Annotated in this window: 15 protein-coding genes and 1 tRNA gene; 12 read left to right on the top strand and 4 right to left on the bottom strand. The window is 51.3% G+C overall.

Features of this window, described 5'->3' with window-relative positions:
* Positions 1-52: 52 nt before the first annotated feature.
* The gene (gene dusA, locus AC8GE9_RS01595) at positions 53-1,057 is read left to right on the top strand and encodes a tRNA dihydrouridine(20/20a) synthase DusA (RefSeq protein ID WP_506676298.1); all 1,005 of its coding nucleotides are present in this window, start codon (positions 53-55) and stop codon (positions 1,055-1,057) included.
* A 17-nt stretch (positions 1,058-1,074) separates the two neighbouring features.
* Here the strand turns inward: dusA and AC8GE9_RS01590 are convergent, their stop codons facing one another.
* Both AC8GE9_RS01590 and AC8GE9_RS01585 read right to left on the bottom strand, forming a co-directional pair.
* Positions 1,075-1,536: a CBS domain-containing protein gene (locus AC8GE9_RS01590; RefSeq protein WP_506675359.1), complete on the bottom strand. Its 462-nt coding sequence runs from the start codon at positions 1,534-1,536 to the stop codon at positions 1,075-1,077.
* Positions 1,520-2,830 (bottom strand): YihY family inner membrane protein, encoded by a 1,311-nt coding sequence (locus AC8GE9_RS01585; RefSeq protein ID WP_506675358.1) that lies wholly within the window; start codon positions 2,828-2,830, stop codon positions 1,520-1,522. Before AC8GE9_RS01585 ends, AC8GE9_RS01590 begins: the two co-directional genes overlap by 17 nt.
* A gap of 83 nt (positions 2,831-2,913) precedes the next feature.
* Between AC8GE9_RS01585 and AC8GE9_RS01580 the strand changes: the two genes are divergently transcribed.
* The 11 genes from AC8GE9_RS01580 (at position 2,914) to AC8GE9_RS01530 (ending at position 14,110) form a co-directional block, all read left to right on the top strand.
* Complete coding sequence (locus AC8GE9_RS01580; RefSeq protein ID WP_506675357.1) at positions 2,914-3,387, top strand: DUF2069 domain-containing protein; 474 nt, start codon at positions 2,914-2,916, stop codon at positions 3,385-3,387.
* Positions 3,384-4,916, top strand: a complete 1,533-nt coding sequence (locus tag AC8GE9_RS01575; RefSeq protein ID WP_506675356.1) for a protein adenylyltransferase SelO — start codon at positions 3,384-3,386, stop codon at positions 4,914-4,916. Before AC8GE9_RS01580 ends, AC8GE9_RS01575 begins: the two co-directional genes overlap by 4 nt.
* Before the next feature lie 65 nt (positions 4,917-4,981).
* The gene (gene aroC, locus AC8GE9_RS01570) at positions 4,982-6,058 is read left to right on the top strand and encodes a chorismate synthase (RefSeq protein ID WP_506675355.1); all 1,077 of its coding nucleotides are present in this window, start codon (positions 4,982-4,984) and stop codon (positions 6,056-6,058) included.
* A gap of 60 nt (positions 6,059-6,118) precedes the next feature.
* On the top strand, positions 6,119-7,522 hold the full coding sequence (gene leuC, locus AC8GE9_RS01565; RefSeq protein ID WP_506675354.1) for a 3-isopropylmalate dehydratase large subunit: 1,404 nt from the start codon (positions 6,119-6,121) through the stop codon (positions 7,520-7,522).
* Between the two features lie 6 nt (positions 7,523-7,528).
* Positions 7,529-8,185 carry a 3-isopropylmalate dehydratase small subunit gene (leuD, locus tag AC8GE9_RS01560; protein ID WP_506675353.1) on the top strand — a complete coding sequence of 219 codons (657 nt, stop codon included), beginning with the start codon at positions 7,529-7,531 and terminating at the stop codon, positions 8,183-8,185.
* 57 nt (positions 8,186-8,242) lie between these two features.
* Positions 8,243-9,319: a 3-isopropylmalate dehydrogenase gene (gene leuB, locus AC8GE9_RS01555; protein ID WP_506675352.1), complete on the top strand. Its 1,077-nt coding sequence runs from the start codon at positions 8,243-8,245 to the stop codon at positions 9,317-9,319.
* 94 nt (positions 9,320-9,413) lie between these two features.
* A complete protein-coding gene (asd, locus tag AC8GE9_RS01550) occupies positions 9,414-10,541 on the top strand; it encodes an aspartate-semialdehyde dehydrogenase (protein WP_506675351.1) in 1,128 nt (375 codons plus the stop codon).
* A 17-nt stretch (positions 10,542-10,558) separates the two neighbouring features.
* Positions 10,559-12,457 (top strand): FimV/HubP family polar landmark protein, encoded by a 1,899-nt coding sequence (locus tag AC8GE9_RS01545; protein WP_506675350.1) that lies wholly within the window; start codon positions 10,559-10,561, stop codon positions 12,455-12,457.
* A gap of 79 nt (positions 12,458-12,536) precedes the next feature.
* The gene (truA, locus tag AC8GE9_RS01540) at positions 12,537-13,322 is read left to right on the top strand and encodes a tRNA pseudouridine(38-40) synthase TruA (RefSeq protein WP_506676297.1); all 786 of its coding nucleotides are present in this window, start codon (positions 12,537-12,539) and stop codon (positions 13,320-13,322) included.
* Between the two features lie 10 nt (positions 13,323-13,332).
* Positions 13,333-13,995, top strand: a complete 663-nt coding sequence (locus AC8GE9_RS01535; protein WP_506675349.1) for a phosphoribosylanthranilate isomerase — start codon at positions 13,333-13,335, stop codon at positions 13,993-13,995.
* 38 nt (positions 13,996-14,033) lie between these two features.
* A tRNA-Val gene (locus AC8GE9_RS01530) sits at positions 14,034-14,110 on the top strand.
* A 56-nt stretch (positions 14,111-14,166) separates the two neighbouring features.
* Here the strand turns inward: AC8GE9_RS01530 and AC8GE9_RS01525 are convergent.
* The gene (locus AC8GE9_RS01525; protein ID WP_506675348.1) at positions 14,167-15,990 is read right to left on the bottom strand and encodes a carboxylesterase family protein; all 1,824 of its coding nucleotides are present in this window, start codon (positions 15,988-15,990) and stop codon (positions 14,167-14,169) included.
* 98 nt (positions 15,991-16,088) lie between these two features.
* The gene (locus AC8GE9_RS01520; protein WP_506675347.1) at positions 16,089-16,937 is read right to left on the bottom strand and encodes a M15 family metallopeptidase; all 849 of its coding nucleotides are present in this window, start codon (positions 16,935-16,937) and stop codon (positions 16,089-16,091) included.
* Positions 16,938-17,053 lie beyond the last annotated feature (116 nt).

The following is a 17,053-nucleotide window of genomic DNA, read 5'->3' as shown; positions in this document are numbered from 1 at the left end:
TGGGCGGTTCCAAGTTTTAAAGACACACATGCCTGCGATTGAAAAAAAACTGATGGCACAGCAAGATCCCAGCGGTTGGAGGCTAAATGTTGCCCCCATGATCGATGTTACGGATCGCCACTGTCGTTTTTTTCATCGTTTGCTTGCGCCGCATGCGCGGCTTTACACGGAAATGATCACGACGGGCGCCTTGACGCATGGTGACATACAACGGCATTTGGACTTTAGTGAGCAAGAACATCCCGTCGCCTTACAGCTCGGTGGAAGCGAGCCCGAAGCGCTCAGCCGTGCGGCTCGCTTAGGCGAAAAGTGGGGCTATGACGAAATTAACCTCAATTGCGGCTGTCCGTCAGAGCGTGTCCAAAAGGGGTCTTTTGGAGCCTGTCTGATGGCAGAGCCCGTTTTGGTCGCTGACTGTGTCAAAGCCATGCAAGATGCGGTAGGGATTCCAATTACCGTCAAGCACCGCTTAGGGCTTGATGACAACGACGATTATGGCTTTGTCAGAGACTTTGTTGGCACCTTATACGACACCGGCTGCCGTGTTTTTGTTGTGCATGCCCGCAACGCAGTGCTAAAAGGTCTAACTCCTAAAGACAATCGCGAGATTCCACCTTTACGTTATGCGGATGCGGCAAGACTCAAAGCCGATTTTCCTGAAGCGATTGTGGTGCTTAACGGAGGTTTGACGGGGGTTCACGACTGTACGCTTGCCTTAAAAACCTTCGATGGCGTCATGCTGGGTCGCGCCCCTTGGCACAACCCCAGTGTCTTGAGTGAGCTGTCATTAGCGTTGTGGCCTTTTGAGTCGCAGCTCGAGGAGTCTCTGCTGATTGATCAGCTCGTTGATTACGCCGCTTCGCAAGTTGCGCTTGACACCCCCTTGAGAATCGTCGTTCGACCTTTGCTAGGCCTTTTTAACGGTAGACCTCGTTCTCGTTTGTGGCGCAGAATTCTTTCTGACTCAAAGCTACTCAATACCAACGACGCTAACTTGATTCGCCGAGCATGGTCAGAGATCGGTGGCTTTAAGCCGCTTGATTCATTTGTCGCCTGACAACGTGAACGAGTACCTTAGGCGTTCGGGACTGGTTTTTCTTCGTCGGGCCAGTCTCGTATGTAGGCTTTCAGCATGGAGTTCTCAAATTTTTGTGCTGCAACGATGGCTTGAGCCATGTCGTAAAAGGAAATCACGCCCATCAATACAGTGCCATCCATCACTGGGATATAACGAGAGTGGTTTTCGAGCATGAGGCGCTGCACCTCGTCAGCCGCGGTATCTGAGGAGACGCAGACAGGTTTAGCATCCATAATGCTGCGAATCGAAGTGGCTCCCACTGCACCATGATTGTTATTGACATGCCGAATAATTTCGCGAAACGTCAGCATACCTGCCAATTGACCGCGCTCCATGATGACAAGTGACCCGATGTCTTGTTCGCTCATGGTCTCGAGCGCTTGAATAACGGAAGTATCGGGTGAGGCGGTAAAAAGGGTATGACCCTTCACGCGCAAAATTTCACTGACCTGCAACATGATGCGTCTCCTTTGTGCTGCTTTTATTTGATTGTACGGTCAGGGTGTCAGACTTGTCATTTTGCAGCAGCACATCCGCCAAGATTGAGTCTTGATTATCTTTCAAATAAAGAAGCAATGCCTGTTTGAGCGCAGGATTTTCCTCCAACTTGAGGGGGCTGCGATTCACTAAAAGCCTCTTGATCAGAGGATTGATGCTAGTTGTACTTGGATTGCAGACAAGAACCCACACCTCTCGCTTGCGAACCTGTGCCTGGGCGACCCAGCCAAGGTCTTGTAGTGAAGCGAGCGTTTTATCTATTTGATCTTCAGTGAGCTCAAGCGTTTCAGACAACGATCGGATACTCAGGCCCGACGAACTTTGTGAACGGGATTGATCGAGTAAACGCAGGATGCTAAGCGCTTCATTGAAAACGTCATTTGATTGGTTGAGGCCGCGTGCTCGAACGTGACGAAAATAGGGCAGATTCGCCGCGACAATGGCGCCAAAGAGCACACTGAGCCATGACAGATACACCCAAATTAGAAAAACAGGAAGTGCGGCGAAAGCACCATAAATCATCGTATAGGTGGAAACTTGCGAGACATAATAAGCAAAGCCAAGCTTCATGATCTCTAATAGCGCTGCGACCAATAGTCCGCCAATCATGGCATCACGCGGGGTTACTTTGGTGTTCGGAACAATCACGAACAGTGCGGCAAAACCGGCGGCACTGACAAAGAAAGGCGAGACCTTAAGTGTGAATTCCAGAAGTTCGGGTATTTGAGCGATCACTCCGAAGGATTCGCGGGCAAGGAGTGCGGTTGCCCAGAGGCTCGCGCCCGTCATGAGAGGGCCAAGGGTTAACAGTGCCCAGTAAACCAAGAGTCTCTGACCGATGCCACGGGGTTTTGTGACGCGCCATATTTCGTTTAACGCTTTGTCGACGGATAGAATCAAGAGAAGTACGGTGATCACCAAAAAACTGCCGCCAATCGCTGTGAGTCGACTCGCCTGTTTCGCAAAGTCGTTCAGGTAAGACATGACATTTTCTGAAATGACAGGGGGCATCAGGCTATTGGTCAAAAATGCCTGCAGTGCGTCGCTGAAATCATGGAATTGCGGGAAGGCGGTGAACAATGCAAGCGCCACAGCCAAAAGAGGGACAATCGCCAATACAGTCGTAAAGGTGAGGCTGCCCGCCAAGTCAAAGGCATCCACTTGGCCCAAGCGTTGCGCACTCGATAAAATCACCTCGCGCCATACTTTGAGACGTTGTGGGAGACTTGTCAAAGAGGGGGGTTGCGTCTTCACAAAAAAATACAGCTCCTTACGCTGTTGACAAGCAAGCAGGGGTTCACAGGATTTTTGCTGCTTGCCCGAGCGATAATAGCAGTATGAAGCTTAATGAACCCCCTTTGATCCCCCCTCGCCCCAACCTTAATGTTGCGCTGCAGCGCATCGCGATGGTGTCGTTGTTCGCCTTATTTTTACTATGTCTGCTCTGGGAGATCTGGCTTGCGCCTTTACGCCCGGGCGGGACCTTGCTCTTCTTAAAGGCGCTTCCCCTAACGTTTGCCTTTCGCGGCGTTTCAAAGGGGAGTCTTTACACGATTCAGTGGGCGTCCATGTTGGTTCTTGTTTACCTCATGGAGGGCGTGGTCAGGGCGATGTCCGATCCACCTGGACCATCGATCTTGATGGCTTGGCTAGAAATTGTTCTTTCCTCTGTTTTTTTCTTGGCGGCCTTGTTTTATGTCAGGCCGGCTAAACGCTATGCCAAACAGCTTAAAGCTCAGACTGAGGCTCAGGAACGCTCAGGGCAGGCGCTCACACCTATCACTGCAGTGCAAAAATCGGACTCAGCATGAAGGTACAAACACAAAATAGTTTTGCCGCGCTTGGGATGGATTTTTATACCAAGCTTGCGACAACGCCTCTTAAAAACCCGCGTCTTGTCCATGCGGACTTAGACGTGGCTTCTCTCTTGGGCTTGAGTGCGCTTGATCTCGATGACCCTGCGTTTTTATCCATTGTCAGTGGCTCAGCGCCCTTGCCGGGCGGGGAGACGCTGGCTGCCGTCTATAGCGGTCATCAGTTCGGTGTGTGGGCAGGTCAGCTTGGAGATGGGCGTGCGCATTTGCTCGGCGAAATCGTCGGCCCCCATGGAAACTGGGAGGTGCAACTTAAAGGCGCTGGGATGACCCCATATTCTCGAATGGGGGATGGACGTGCGGTCTTGCGCTCCTCCGTGCGTGAGTATCTTGCGAGCCAAGCGATGCATGGTTTGGGTATTCCCACGACTCGCGCTTTGTCACTGGTTTCTGCGGACAATCCCGTGATGCGCGAAACAGTGGAAACTGCGGCGGTTGTGGCGAGGGTTGCGCCTAGTTTTGTGCGTTTTGGCTCTTTTGAGCACTGGGCCTCCCGCAAACGACCCGAATTGGTGCGTCAATTAGCGGATTATGTGATTGAGCGTTTCTACCCGGAGTGTCTGAGTGCCACCTCGGGTATGGCAGAGACACCCGAAGCACGTTACGTCAGGTTTTTGGAAGCAGTTGTTCGACGTACGGCTCTCCTCATGGCGCAATGGCAAGTGGTGGGTTTTTGTCACGGTGTCATGAATACAGACAATATGTCGATCCTGGGGCTGACGCTTGATTACGGGCCTTATGGCTTTATGGATGGTTTTGATGCGCGTCACATTTGCAACCATACGGATACAAATGGTCGCTATGCCTGGCATGCTCAACCGTCGGTCGCCCACTGGAATCTCTATCAGTTGGCCAATAGCTTGTTTTCGATTGTGCCGGATGCCGAGGCATTAAGAAATGCTTTGGATTCTTTCGAGCCGACCTTTCTTAATGCCATGCAGACTCAGATGAGTAAAAAATTAGGTCTCAAGACGTGGCAAGCAGGGGATGAAGTGCTGATCGATGACCTTTGGAGTGTGATGCAGGCTAGTCATGCGGATTTTTCAATGACGTTTCGTCAACTTGCGTATGCGCCCGGCTTGACTCAGGCGACCCCAGGCCAGTTGGCCTTTGATTTAGGCGGTACGGTTGGGGATGGGTCGGGCTCGCTGCAACCTTTTGTTGATTTATTCGTCGATCGAGAGGCGGCTGGGGCTTGGTTGATGCGTTATCGCGACAGAGTCGCACTCGAATCTTCGCCCTGGCAGCAGCGCGTCTCGGACATGCTTGCGGTCAACCCTCTCTACGTTTTGCGTAACTATCTCGCTCAACAGGTGATTGAGACCACGCAGCGCGGTGATTTCTCCGAGTTAGAAAACATGATGGACTTGCTGGCAGACCCGTTTTCGGCGCGAGCAGGGATGGAACGTTATGCGGCTTTACCGCCGCATTGGGCGAGCAAAATTGAGGTTAGTTGCTCTTCCTAATGCAATAATGTGGCTTTGCCGCGTGTCTCTCTTTGAGCGCGCTCAACTTTGACGGTTCGCATCCCATGTCTGGCAACACTTTAGGTACATTATTTTGCGTCACCAACTTTGGTGAGTCACACGGTCCTGCAATTGGCTGTGTGGTGGACGGGTGCCCACCCGGACTGACCCTGGCCGTTGAGGATATCCAACTAGAACTTGACCGTCGTCGCCCTGGTACCTCGCGTCATGTGACGCAGCGCCAAGAGGCCGATCAGGTCGAAATTTTGTCTGGCATCTTCGAGGGTAAAACGACTGGAACGCCGATTGCGTTGCTGATCCGAAACGTCGATGCTCGGAGTAAAGATTACAGCGCGATTGCAGATACTTTTCGTCCAGGTCACGCTGACTATGCGTATTTTAAAAAATATGGTGTCCGCGATCCACGCGGTGGCGGTCGTTCGTCTGCTCGATTGACAGCCCCAACGGTCGCTGCGGGCGCCATTGCCAAAAAATGGCTCGCCGAGCAATACGGGGTCACGGTGCGCGGTTATATGAGCCAGCTTGGGCCGATCCCCATGCCCTTTATGAGTTGGGAGCACGTGCCTCACAATCCTTTTTATTCTGCCAATCCGGATATTGTTGCTGAGCTTGAGTCCTATATGGACAAGTTACGCAAAGACGGAGACTCAGCAGGTGCTCGGATTGAAGTGGTCGCTGAGGGCTTGCCAGCGGGTTGGGGCGAGCCGATTTATGATCGTCTTGATGCCGATATTGCGCATGCCATGATGGGTTTGAATGCGGTAAAAGGCGTAGAGATTGGTGCTGGATTTCATAGCATTGTTCAACGTGGCTCAGAGCACGGCGATGAAATTACCCCCGAGGGTTTTTTAACCAACCACGCTGGCGGCGTGTTGGGGGGTATTTCAACGGGTCAACCTATCACGGTGAGTTTAGCCATCAAGCCGACCTCAAGTATTCGTCTCGAGCGACGTTCGATCGATCGCGCCGGCAACCCCGTTTCTGTTCAGACGTTGGGACGCCATGACCCTTGCGTCGGTATTCGTGCCACCCCCATCGCAGAAGCCTTATTGGCGATTATTTTGGCAGACCATGCGTTACGTCATCGCGCCCAGTGCGGCGATGTGTCTGCCAGAGGTTAAACCCTCTGTCTCCTATGGCATAATCAAGAGCTAAACCTATCCAACGAATGTGACAGCGACATGAAAAAAACCTTATACGACAAGTTATGGGATGCCCATGTGGTTCACGAAGAATCAGATGGCACCGCTATTCTTTATATCGACCGTCATCTTCTCCATGAAGTGACGAGTCCCCAGGCCTTTGAGGGTCTTGATCTGGCCGGTCGTAAGCTTTGGCGCCTCAACGCCAACTTGGCTGTGGCCGACCACAACGTGCCGACGGTGGATCGCGCTCAAGGCATTACGGACCCTATTTCAAAGCTCCAAGTCGATACACTCGACGCCAACTGCGAAAAGCATCAGGTCATTGAGTTCAAAATGAATGACCTGCGTCAGGGGATTGTCCACGTGATTGGCCCCGAGCAAGGCGCAACCTTGCCTGGCATGACGGTGGTCTGTGGCGACTCGCACACCAGTACCCACGGCGCTGTGGGTGCTTTGGCGTTTGGTATCGGCACGTCAGAAGTCGAGCACGTGATGGCCACGCAAACCTTGCAAGCCAAGAAAAATAAAAACATGTTGGTGCGGGTTGATGGCACGTTACCTGCTGGCTGTACAGCCAAAGACATTATTTTGCACATCATCGGTGTGATTGGCACTGCAGGCGGCACCGCGCACGCCATTGAGTTTGCAGGGAGTGCGATTCGCGACTTGTCCATCGAAGGTCGCATGACCTTGTGCAATATGTCGATCGAGGCGGGTGCTCGTTCTGGCATGGTGGCTGTTGATCAAAAGACCATCGATTATTTTGTGGGTCGTCCCTTTGCTCCGAGTGGTGCACTTTGGGATCAGGCGGTTTCCTACTGGAAAACCTTGCACACAGATGAGGGTGCGCACTTTGACCGCGTAGTAGAAATCGATGCACGTCAGATCGTGCCTCAAGTCACTTGGGGCACTTCGCCCGAGATGGTTCTTCCTGTGACCGGTCGTGTGCCTGATCCAGAACGCGAAAAGGATGAAGCCCGTCGCAGTGGCATGGAGCGTGCACTGGAGTACATGGGTCTTAAACCCAATACAGCAATCGAAGACATCAAGATTGATCGTGTGTTTATTGGTTCTTGTACCAATTCAAGGATCGAAGACTTGCGTGCGGCAGCTGTTGTTGCGCGTGGTAAACGTGTGGCTAGCAATGTCCGTCAGGCGATGGTCGTTGCAGGTTCTGGCTTGGTCAAAGCCCAAGCTGAGCGCGAAGGCCTCGACAAGATCTTTATCGAGGCGGGTTTTGAGTGGCGCGAGCCAGGCTGTTCGATGTGTTTGGCGATGAATGCCGATCGTCTCGAGCCCCAGGAACGTTGTGCCTCGACTTCTAATCGCAACTTCGAAGGTCGTCAGGGCCAAGGTGGTAGAACCCATCTCGTGAGTCCAGCCATGGCAGCCGCTGCTGCGATTGCTGGTCATTTTGTCGACGTACGTAACTTCCGGTAAACAGACATGGACGCATTTACAACACACCAAGGACTGGTCGCTCCACTCGATCGTGAAAACGTCGATACGGACCTCATCATCCCCAAGCAGTTTCTCAAGTCTATCCAGCGCTCTGGCTTTGGCCCGAACCTCTTTGATGAGATACGTTATTTGGATCACGGCGAACCTGGCATGGACAATTCCAAACGTCCGCTGAATCCTGAATTTATTCTTAATCACTCCCGCTATAAGGATGCCTCGATTTTGTTGGGCCGCAAGAACTTTGGGTGTGGTTCGAGCCGTGAGCATGCACCGTGGGCGCTCGCGCAGTATGGATTCCGTGCTGTGATCGCTCCATCCTTTGCAGACATCTTTTTTAACAATAGTTACAAGACGGGTTTTTTACCGATCGTGCTGACTGAGCTCGAAGTTGCCCGTTTATTTGACGAAGTGCGTGGCTTTGTCGGCTACAAGCTCACGATCGACCTCGAAAAACAAGTTGTGATCGCACCAGATGGTCGTGCAATGAATTTTGACATCACGGCTCATCGCAAATATTGCTTGTTGAACGGTTTGGATGAAATTGGTCTGACCTTGCGCCATGCCGACAAGATCCGTCAGTTTGAAAATGAGCGATTGGCTCGTCATCCTTGGTTGGACGTCGTGCCAATCGGTGCCAGATAAAAACGACCTGTATATCGGGCCGGTTCGCCGGCCCATTATTTTTTAGATGAGTCAAACATGACAAAGAAAATTGCTGTCCTACCAGGCGATGGTATTGGTTCTGAAATTATCGAACAGGCTGTTCGTGTATTGCGTGTAGTAGCCCCTTCGCTTGAAATCAATGAAGCGCCTGTCGGTGGTACCGCTTACGATTTGCATGGACATCCGTTGCCTCCTGCGACGTTAAAGCTCGCCCAAGAATCCAATGCTATTTTGTTTGGTGCGGTTGGCGATTGGAAATATGACAAGCTACCGCGTGAGCATCGTCCGGAGCAGGCCATCTTGGGCTTGCGTAAAGCGCTTGGCTTATTTGCAAATTTACGTCCTGCTATTTTGTATCCAGAGCTTGCGAATGCCTCTTCACTCAAGCCAGAAATCGTATCCGGATTGGATATTTTGATTTTGCGCGAGCTCACAGGTGATATCTATTTTGGTACGCCGCGCGGTATCCGTACTGCGACGGATGGCCCTTATGCAGGGTCTCGTGAAGGTTTTGACACGATGCGTTATGCAGAGCCAGAGATTCGTCGCATCGCGCACCTTGGCTTTCAAGCTGCACAAAAGCGCAAAGGCAAGTTGTGTAGTGTCGACAAAGCCAACGTGCTTGAGACCTCTCAGCTTTGGCGTGACATTGTCATTGACGTTGCGAAAGACTATCCCGATATCGTGTTGACGCATATGTATGTGGATAATGCTGCCATGCAGCTCGTGCGTGCGCCGCGCGAGTTCGATGTGATCGTCACTGGCAATCTATTCGGTGATATTTTGTCTGATGAGGCCGCGATGTTGACGGGTTCGATCGGCATGTTGCCTTCGGCGTCTCTCAATGCGTCCGGTCAGGGTCTTTATGAGCCTAGCCACGGATCCGCTCCCGATATCGCAGGCCAAGGGATTGCCAACCCGCTCGCGACCATCTTATCCGCTGCGATGATGTTGCGTTACTCGCTGGATGGTGCCGCGCTTGCCGACCGGATTGAGCAGGCTGTGCAAAAGGTCTTGCAACAAGGTCTGCGAACTGCGGATATTTATGAGCCGGGTATGACCAAGGTCGGTACGTCCGCCATGGGTGATGCCGTTCTGAAGGCCTTGGCTTGAGGTGACTTAGCAGTGACTTAGCCCTGTAGCCTCATTTTCTGAGGTCACTGGGCTAAAATGATTTATACCTTTTATCTTTAGTGGTTTCTTTGAAATGAAAAAGTCAGTCGGATTGGTAGGTTGGCGCGGTATGGTTGGGTCTGTTCTCATGCAGCGTATGCGTGCTGAGGGTGACTTTGAACTGATCGATCCAGTGTTTTTCTCCACCAGTAATGCCGGTGGGCGTGCGCCCGACTGGGCGGGTTCTACTGCGCTGTCAAATGCTTTCGATCTCGACGCTCTTAAAAAACTACCGATTATTGTGACGGCCCAAGGTGGTGACTACACCAGCGAGGTGTATCCAAAGTTACGGGCAGCGGGATGGACAGGTATTTGGATTGATGCGGCGAGCACGCTGCGCATGAAAAGCGATGCCATCATTGTTTTGGATCCCGTCAATCGTGCTGTGATTGACGCGGCACTACAACGTGGAGTGCGCGACTATATTGGTGGTAATTGCACCGTCAGCTGCATGATGATGGGACTTGCTGGTTTGTTCAAGCATGACTTGATCGAATGGATGACCAGCATGACGTACCAGGCGGCTTCGGGTGGTGGGGCGCAACACATGCGTGAGTTGCTGACACAGTTTGGTTTACTCAATGCCTCAGTGAAGGCCGAGCTCGCCGATCCCGCTTCGGCAATTTTAGACATCGATCGTAAAGTTCTCTCCGCGCAGCAGCCCGGTCAATTACCAACCGAGCATTTCGGTATTCCTCTGGCAGGCAATTTGATTCCCTGGATCGACAAGGATCTCGGCAACGGCATGTCCCGCGAAGAATGGAAGGGCGAAGCCGAGACCAATAAAATTTTAGGTCGAGGCGAGGGCTTTGGTACAACACCGATTCCGATCGATGGTCTGTGCGTCCGAGTGGGTGCAATGCGCTGCCATAGTCAGGCATTAACCATCAAACTCAAGCGCGATGTCCCGATCGACGAGCTTGCAGATATTGTTGCCCAAGGCACAGCCTGGGCCAAGTTTATTCCCAACACCAAAGAAGACACCTTGCGTGCTTTGTCACCCGTGTCAGTGACCGGAACCATGGATATTCCTGTTGGACGAATGAGAAAGTTGTCCATGGGGCCCGAGTATCTCGGTGCTTTTACGATCGGTGATCAGTTGTTGTGGGGGGCTGCAGAGCCTTTGCGCCGCATGTTGCGCATTACGCTGGGCGAGCTCTAAATCAAGGAAATATGAATATGGCAAGGCAATTGAATTCTTCCGGTAGCGTCCTGAGACGAGCCGCTTCTCCGATTTGGCTGTCCATCGGAGTTTCGCTCGCAGCGCTGATGGGGGGCGCCATGGCTGCTCAGCCTGGTCACGGTCGAGTCAATTCTGCTCCCGGCACGCCTCTCGAGGTTGCAATTCCCTTACGTGGTCTGAGCGCCGATGATATCAAGGTCTTGAGTGCAACGGTGGCGGATGCAGCGGCCTGGGCGCAAGCGGGTTTGACTTTGCCTGCTGCCATGGAGACTCTTTCCGTGACGGTTGAGCCAGGTTTTGAGTCGTCTTCGCGCACTGTTGTTCTCAAGTCGACTCAGGCGGTCAACCGTCCTGTCATCGATGTATTGATTCGACTTTCGACGGCCTCAGGCACGAGATCCATCCAATCTAGCTATTTGGTGTTAACCAAAGATACCTCGGCGGGTTCTGCTAGTTCAGTTCGTGTTGTGCGTGGCGATACGTTGTACGCGATCGCGCTGACCAAAGCTGTACCCAATGCTGATATTTATCAAGTCATGTGGGCGATTTACGAGGCGAATCCTCAAGCCTTTATGAACGACAACATGAATTTATTACGCGCGGGTACAACGCTTAATATTCCCGATGCCGCAACGATACGTGCTGTTGATGCCAAGTATGCGCGCTCGATGTTTGTTAAACACGATCAAGCTTTTAGGGCTCGCCGTGGAGCAGGGCAGGTGAGTGTGGCTGTGCCTATTGCTGCGACGACTTCAACACAATCAGGTGTGGTTACAGCCCCCGTGACATCATCTAGTGCCGTTGTACCGACCGGTGATCAAGTCAAGCTTGACTCAACGAGTCCTGCGGATCAAATAGCTGATGCACTTGTTGCTAACGTCAACGAACTGAGTGAAATGAAGTCTCGTGTCGAGTCCCTCCAAAAAAATGTCGAAGAACTTCTTTCCGCACTGCAAAAAAGTCAGGCTGCTGCATTAGCCCTGAAAAAAAATCAAGCTGCTGCAGGGTCAGTTGGATCGAGCAACGGATCGGTCGCTTCAGGTGCTAGCGGCTCAGCGGGTGTTTTAGGTTCTGCAGGAACTACGGGAGCACCGGGTGTTGCGGGTGTTCCAGGTGCTGCGGGTGTTGCGGGTGTTCCAGGTGCTGCGGGTACTGCGGGTACTGCGGGCGGTGCAGGTGCTCCGGGTACTGCAGGTGCTGCTGGTACTGCTGGTACTGCTGGTACTGCAGGTGCTGCTGGTACTGCAGGTGCTGCTGGTACTGCAGGTGCTGCTGGTACTGCAGGTGCTGCTGGTACTGCAGGTGCTGCTGGTACTGCAGGTGCTGCTGCTACTGCGGGTACTGCTGGTACTGCTGGTACTGCTGGTACTGCAGGTACTGCAGGTGCTGCTGGTACTGCTGGTACTGCTGGTGCTGCTGGTGTTGCTGGTACTGCAGGTGCTGCTGCGGGTACTGCAGGCGCTTCTGGTACTGTAGATGCTGCTACAGGTGATACAGGTGCTTCGGGTGCTACAGGTGCTGCAGGTGCAGCAGGTGCAGCAGGAACTCCGGGTGCTGTCTCAACGCAGCAAGTGACTCCTGCTCAGGATACTGGGGCTGCAGCCGCACGTGAAGTTAAAACCGGTCTTGCCAAAGTCAAGCAATACGCTTCTGATCATGTTCTTGGACTCGTGCTGGGCATTTCTGCTTTGCTTGCTTTGCTGATTGCCTTTTTATTAAAACGATCTGGAAATAATGCGCGTACTGAAGAGTCAGACCAAGTTCCGCATAATGCCCCGGGTCTTGCATCGGATTTCGATCAGAAGCTTCAGGCCATTGACTTGAATTTGTCAGCGGAGGACAAGCCCACGCCCACACCCACACCCACCTCTGGATCTACTAAAACAAGTGCCTGATTCTCCCGCTTTGGCTTTGGCGCAGCCTTGTGAACTAGAGGCAGCAAAAGCCTCTGATACAGGCGGTGAGCTCAAGAGGATGGCTCTTGGCATCGCTTATGACGGTCGCTCATGGCAAGGTTGGCAAAAACAAACACACGGTCAGACCGTTCAAGATACTCTTGAACGTGCACTCCAGGCCTTTGTAGGTGCACCAATCAATACTGTCTGTGCTGGCCGAACAGATACCGGTGTCCATGGGTTGAATCAGGTCATCCATCTTGATACGTTCGTCACGCGCAGCCCAGAGTCTTGGGTGCGAGGGACCAATGCACATTTGCCAGATTCAATTTCGGTGCAATGGGCTCAGTCCGTGCCTGCTGAGTTTCATGCGCGCTTTTCAGCAACCGCACGCGCCTATACATATGTCTTACTTAATACTAGGGTGCGCCATCCTCTGTGGCAGGGCAGAGCAGGTTGGGTATTTCAGCCGCTCAATGTCGAGGCCATGCAACAGGCGGCGCATTGCCTCCTCGGTGAGCATGACTTCAGCAGCTTTAGATCTTCACAATGCCAAGCTAAATCTCCTGTCCGAACCCTTTACGAGCTGGGCATTACTCAGCATGGGGCTCGTATCGTTGTCCAATTTCGAGCAAATGCTTTTCTGCACCACATGGTACGCAATATGATGGGTGCTCTCGTTCAGGTTGGACAAGGGCGAGAGCCTGTAGACTATGTGAAACAGGTGCTTGAGGCTCGGGATCGCACTCAGGGTGCCCCAACTTTTGCGCAGGATGGTTTATATCTAACGGATGTGACATATCCAGGCTATGCGTTACCTGTCGTGACAGCGCGTTCAGTGGGTTTAGACTTTCTAGGGTATTGAGGGGAAAACGATGCGTACGAAAATCAAAATTTGCGGCATTACGCGACACGAGGACTTGACGTGCGCTGTCAATGCGGGAGCCGATGCGGTTGGTTTCGTATTCCACCCTTCGAGTAAGCGCTTTGTTTCAGCTGAGCGTGCTGCTCAGCTTGTGCACGCTCTCCCTGCTTTCGTGAGTTCTGTCGCGCTTTTCGTGAATCCCGAGCGACAGGTTGTTCAAAACGTCATTGACACGATGCGTCCCACGCTTTTGCAATTTCATGGCGAAGAACCACCGGAGTTTTGCGCATCTTTTTCGACCCCTTATATCAAGGCCTTTCGTGTGGGCGCGCCGGGGATGGATACTGCGCAAAGCCTGATCGAGTCCTGTTTACAGTTTTCCGAGGCAAGAGCTTGGTTGTTTGATAGTTATACGCCTGCCTATGGTGGTAGTGGTCACACTTTTGATCATGCGCTGTTATCAGGACTATTAGCGCTTGATCCTGCACAACGCGCACCGATTATTTTATCCGGCGGCCTCAATGCGCAAACCCTGCTTGAGCCGCTGCACAATATCCGACCTTGGGCAGTCGATGTCAGTAGCGGCGTTGAGTTAGAGCCTGGGATCAAATCAGCTCAACGCATCGCTGAGTTTGTTTCTGCAGTTAAAAAAGCGGATGCGTCATGCTTTTGACATCCATTCGATAAAACCGATATAATCTTCCTCTTTGCAGGCGGTTAGCTCAGCTGGTTAGAGCGCCACGTTGACATCGTGGAGGTCGCTGGTTCGATTCCAGTACCGCCTACCAATGATCGAAAATCATGCCCCGGACTCGGGGCTTTTTTTCGTCTTGGCTGTTCATGACTATCTAAGACTGATTGGATTTAACTTGCTATCCATCTCCTCCCAGAAATTGCATTTGTGATTGGACACTGCGTTAATTAATTTGACATCATTAGGAATAAACTGCATCACGTTCTGGTTCATTGTGGCCTCATTAAATTTAGGCCAATTATTCAAGCCCGTGCTGTTTGGCGAACCTGTCTTTACAAATTGTGTCCACATTTGAACCATCTGATTGGCCAGTAATTGTGAAGGGCCTGGCAAATTTGGAGCATCAATGGCCGCTGTGTTCGATAAATTCGGAAAGAGGTAATTCAGCGCAGCTGAATGAACAGGGCCGAGGGACATTCTTGGATCCTGACCCTTGGCGATACCAACCCCTAAAACAAGTGCATTGGGGTCTGCAAACTCCCATTGGTATAAGGGCATGATTTCACTAAAAGTCCTCGCTGTTTTTAAAAATGAGCAGTGATTAATACCAACAACAGGGGTGTAGTCCGAAACCATGGATCCAAATCCGTCAGCGCTAATAGGACCATCACCAAAATACTCATTAATAATAGTAGTGAATTTATCAGGGCTCCATCCGCCTGAGGGAGGAGATGAATCCAGGGAATAGTAAAGAAATAACTCAAAGTCTCTGAGAGCCGAAGGAATATCTGAGGTATTCGCAGAAGGATCGGCGATCATGTCATAAGCGATATACAAACGTAGCTCATCCTTAGCGCCACCATAAAGCATAGGAATGGCATGAATATTGGCTTTTAAGCTTGCCACAGAGAAATCAGCTAAAGGGATGGTTCCGTTTGCACCGCTATCAATAACGGGCGCAAAAGGGAATAGGGGCACAGCTTTATTGACCTCACCCTGGGCTAAGACTATATCTGGAATGGATTTTTTACGCATACAATTTAATTGCGCATCCCCGGTATATGCGGAGCACCCTAACTCATTGGCCATGCGTTGATAGACGGGTGTTCGTCCACCGGACAAGGCGATGTTGGACTCTGTTAACGCAGACGCCAATGTCGGCCATTCATATAAGCAGTTATAGCTGAGTAGCGCTGCCTGCTGAAATAATTCATTTGTTTTTGTCTGACTAAGAACATGTAGACATGTTGAAGCTGCACCGGCCGATTCACCCGCAAGCGTTATTTTTGTTTGATCACCACCGAATGATTCAATATTATCTTTAATCCACTGCATGGCTAAACGCTGATCTTCAAGCCCGAGGTTTCCATTCCAGCCTTCCACGATCGAGGGGTGCGGCATAAATCCAAGCGCCCCGACTCGATAATTAATCGAAACGACGATGATCTGACCCTCGTGCGCAAGCTTGTCCAAGCGATATAAATTAGAAGAGCCCCCTATAAAAGCACCCCCCGGAATCCAAATGACGACCGGGAGCTTTACAGAGTTGTCACTACGAACGGGTTGAGCGATGTTTAAGCTTAGGCAGTCCTCATTGAAGCTCGCTTCTGTTAAATCAAACCGAGCCTGCTGAGGACAAGCTGCACCAAACTCATATGCTTTAAATACTCCGGATCCCAAGGACGTTGCAGGCTTAGCAAGCCGCCATCGGTCCTCGGGAGTTAAGGCTTGAGCATAAGGAATACCGCGATACTCATATACGCTATAAGAAGCTGAATCACTAAAAGATCCGTTGCTTGCGTTGGGCAGAGGATAGGAACGTTCAAGACCCTGAATTGAACCTAATGAAGTCTGCACTGTTGGCGCTAAGCTTTTAGATCCATTGGTATCTTGGCTATCAGACGAACCACCGCATCCTGAAAGCGCCATAAATAGCGAGAGAAATGAGGGGGCAAGAAAAGGGAAAATTTTCATTAGAAATTCTCAGTATTTTTAATACACAGTGTGTCAGTTTCAAGTTCCAAGCGCTTTACGGTTTAAAAACTGGTGAAATACTTGTTATTTAAAGTTGATTAACGTTGAGTATGTAAATCATTGCAGCCGGGCAGAGTCAGCTCCGGCCTATACTCAAAATGGATACTGTCATAGTGCCACCATTTTCCGCCCCACACAAAGCCCTTTGATTCAAAGATGTTTACGATTTGATTGAAATCTGTATCGAGCAGGATTTCTGAGGGAAATTTTCGGGTTTGACCTTGCGAGACGGTGTCCCACCTCCAATAGCGTCCGAGGGTATTGGGCAGTTTGAAATCAATCGCCACCCCAAGAGCATGCATACTCAAGCGTTGCGTGCCTGCGATATTTCTCCATTGATACGTTCCCAAGCTTTGTTGAACGTATTTCGATAAGCCTGCTTGGTGAATCTGATGACCAACGGCCTCTAGGGCTTGAGCCGCCCCATTTACCCGAGAAAACTGGATCTTGCATTGGCATGGTGCCCAGTCAATAGCGATGAGATTATTAGCCACCTCGGTGGAAGACTTGCCATACATATCCATAAATAGAGGCATGTGACGCAAGCGACCTGGATCCTCGTTGGGTTGAGGTGGAGTGTCTAGCAAGCCTTTACGATAAGTCTGACGCAGCTGACTAAAAAGGTCGGCATTGTCGAGTTCGTCTTGAAAGTTTTTATATTTTTTCTCAGGCTGATACGGATAGTGTTGCCCAGTTTGCTCTGAGCTCAATTGATTGTCTAAAGAAAGCAAAAGCTTGTCAGGGTAAGCCTCAGCCAGGCATGACAGAGGGTGTTTGACAGTGGGGCTTGTTTTGCCTGTGATGGGCATGAAAAAAAGAATGCCGATCAGGAGCCATTCGATTTGCTCAAGGTTAAAACGTACACGGAGGTGGCAGGGTATGCGCAAGAGTAAGACGAAGTGTTGGTTTGATTTCCACTGATTCTAGCTTTAATGCGCTTCTTGGAGGGGTCATTGCCCCCAATAGCGACTGCTCAGAATGGTAAACTTATGGATTGTCGCTT

It is taken from the genome of Zwartia lucis, assembly GCF_965234455.1.
GTDB lineage: Bacteria > Pseudomonadota > Gammaproteobacteria > Burkholderiales > Burkholderiaceae_B > Zwartia > Zwartia lucis.
The sequence above is the reverse complement of the archived record's forward strand: the minus strand, read 5'-3'. Positions and strand labels throughout refer to the sequence as shown.

Excerpts from the sequence above, each read along its gene's own strand:
- dusA (WP_506676298.1), top strand. The coding sequence starts at position 53 with ATGGCACAGCAAGATCCCAGCGGTTGGAGGCTAAATGTTGCCCCCATG.
- AC8GE9_RS01590 (WP_506675359.1), bottom strand. The coding sequence starts at position 1,536 with ATGTTGCAGGTCAGTGAAATTTTGCGCGTGAAGGGTCATACCCTTTTT.
- AC8GE9_RS01580 (WP_506675357.1), top strand. The coding sequence starts at position 2,914 with ATGAAGCTTAATGAACCCCCTTTGATCCCCCCTCGCCCCAACCTTAAT.
- AC8GE9_RS01575 (WP_506675356.1), top strand. The coding sequence starts at position 3,384 with ATGAAGGTACAAACACAAAATAGTTTTGCCGCGCTTGGGATGGATTTT.
- aroC (WP_506675355.1), top strand. The coding sequence starts at position 4,982 with ATGTCTGGCAACACTTTAGGTACATTATTTTGCGTCACCAACTTTGGT.
- leuC (WP_506675354.1), top strand. The coding sequence starts at position 6,119 with ATGAAAAAAACCTTATACGACAAGTTATGGGATGCCCATGTGGTTCAC.
- leuD (WP_506675353.1), top strand. The coding sequence starts at position 7,529 with ATGGACGCATTTACAACACACCAAGGACTGGTCGCTCCACTCGATCGT.
- leuB (WP_506675352.1), top strand. The coding sequence starts at position 8,243 with ATGACAAAGAAAATTGCTGTCCTACCAGGCGATGGTATTGGTTCTGAA.
- asd (WP_506675351.1), top strand. The coding sequence starts at position 9,414 with ATGAAAAAGTCAGTCGGATTGGTAGGTTGGCGCGGTATGGTTGGGTCT.
- AC8GE9_RS01545 (WP_506675350.1), top strand. The coding sequence starts at position 10,559 with ATGGCAAGGCAATTGAATTCTTCCGGTAGCGTCCTGAGACGAGCCGCT.
- truA (WP_506676297.1), top strand. The coding sequence starts at position 12,537 with ATGGCTCTTGGCATCGCTTATGACGGTCGCTCATGGCAAGGTTGGCAA.
- AC8GE9_RS01535 (WP_506675349.1), top strand. The coding sequence starts at position 13,333 with ATGCGTACGAAAATCAAAATTTGCGGCATTACGCGACACGAGGACTTG.
- AC8GE9_RS01525 (WP_506675348.1), bottom strand. The coding sequence starts at position 15,990 with ATGAAAATTTTCCCTTTTCTTGCCCCCTCATTTCTCTCGCTATTTATG.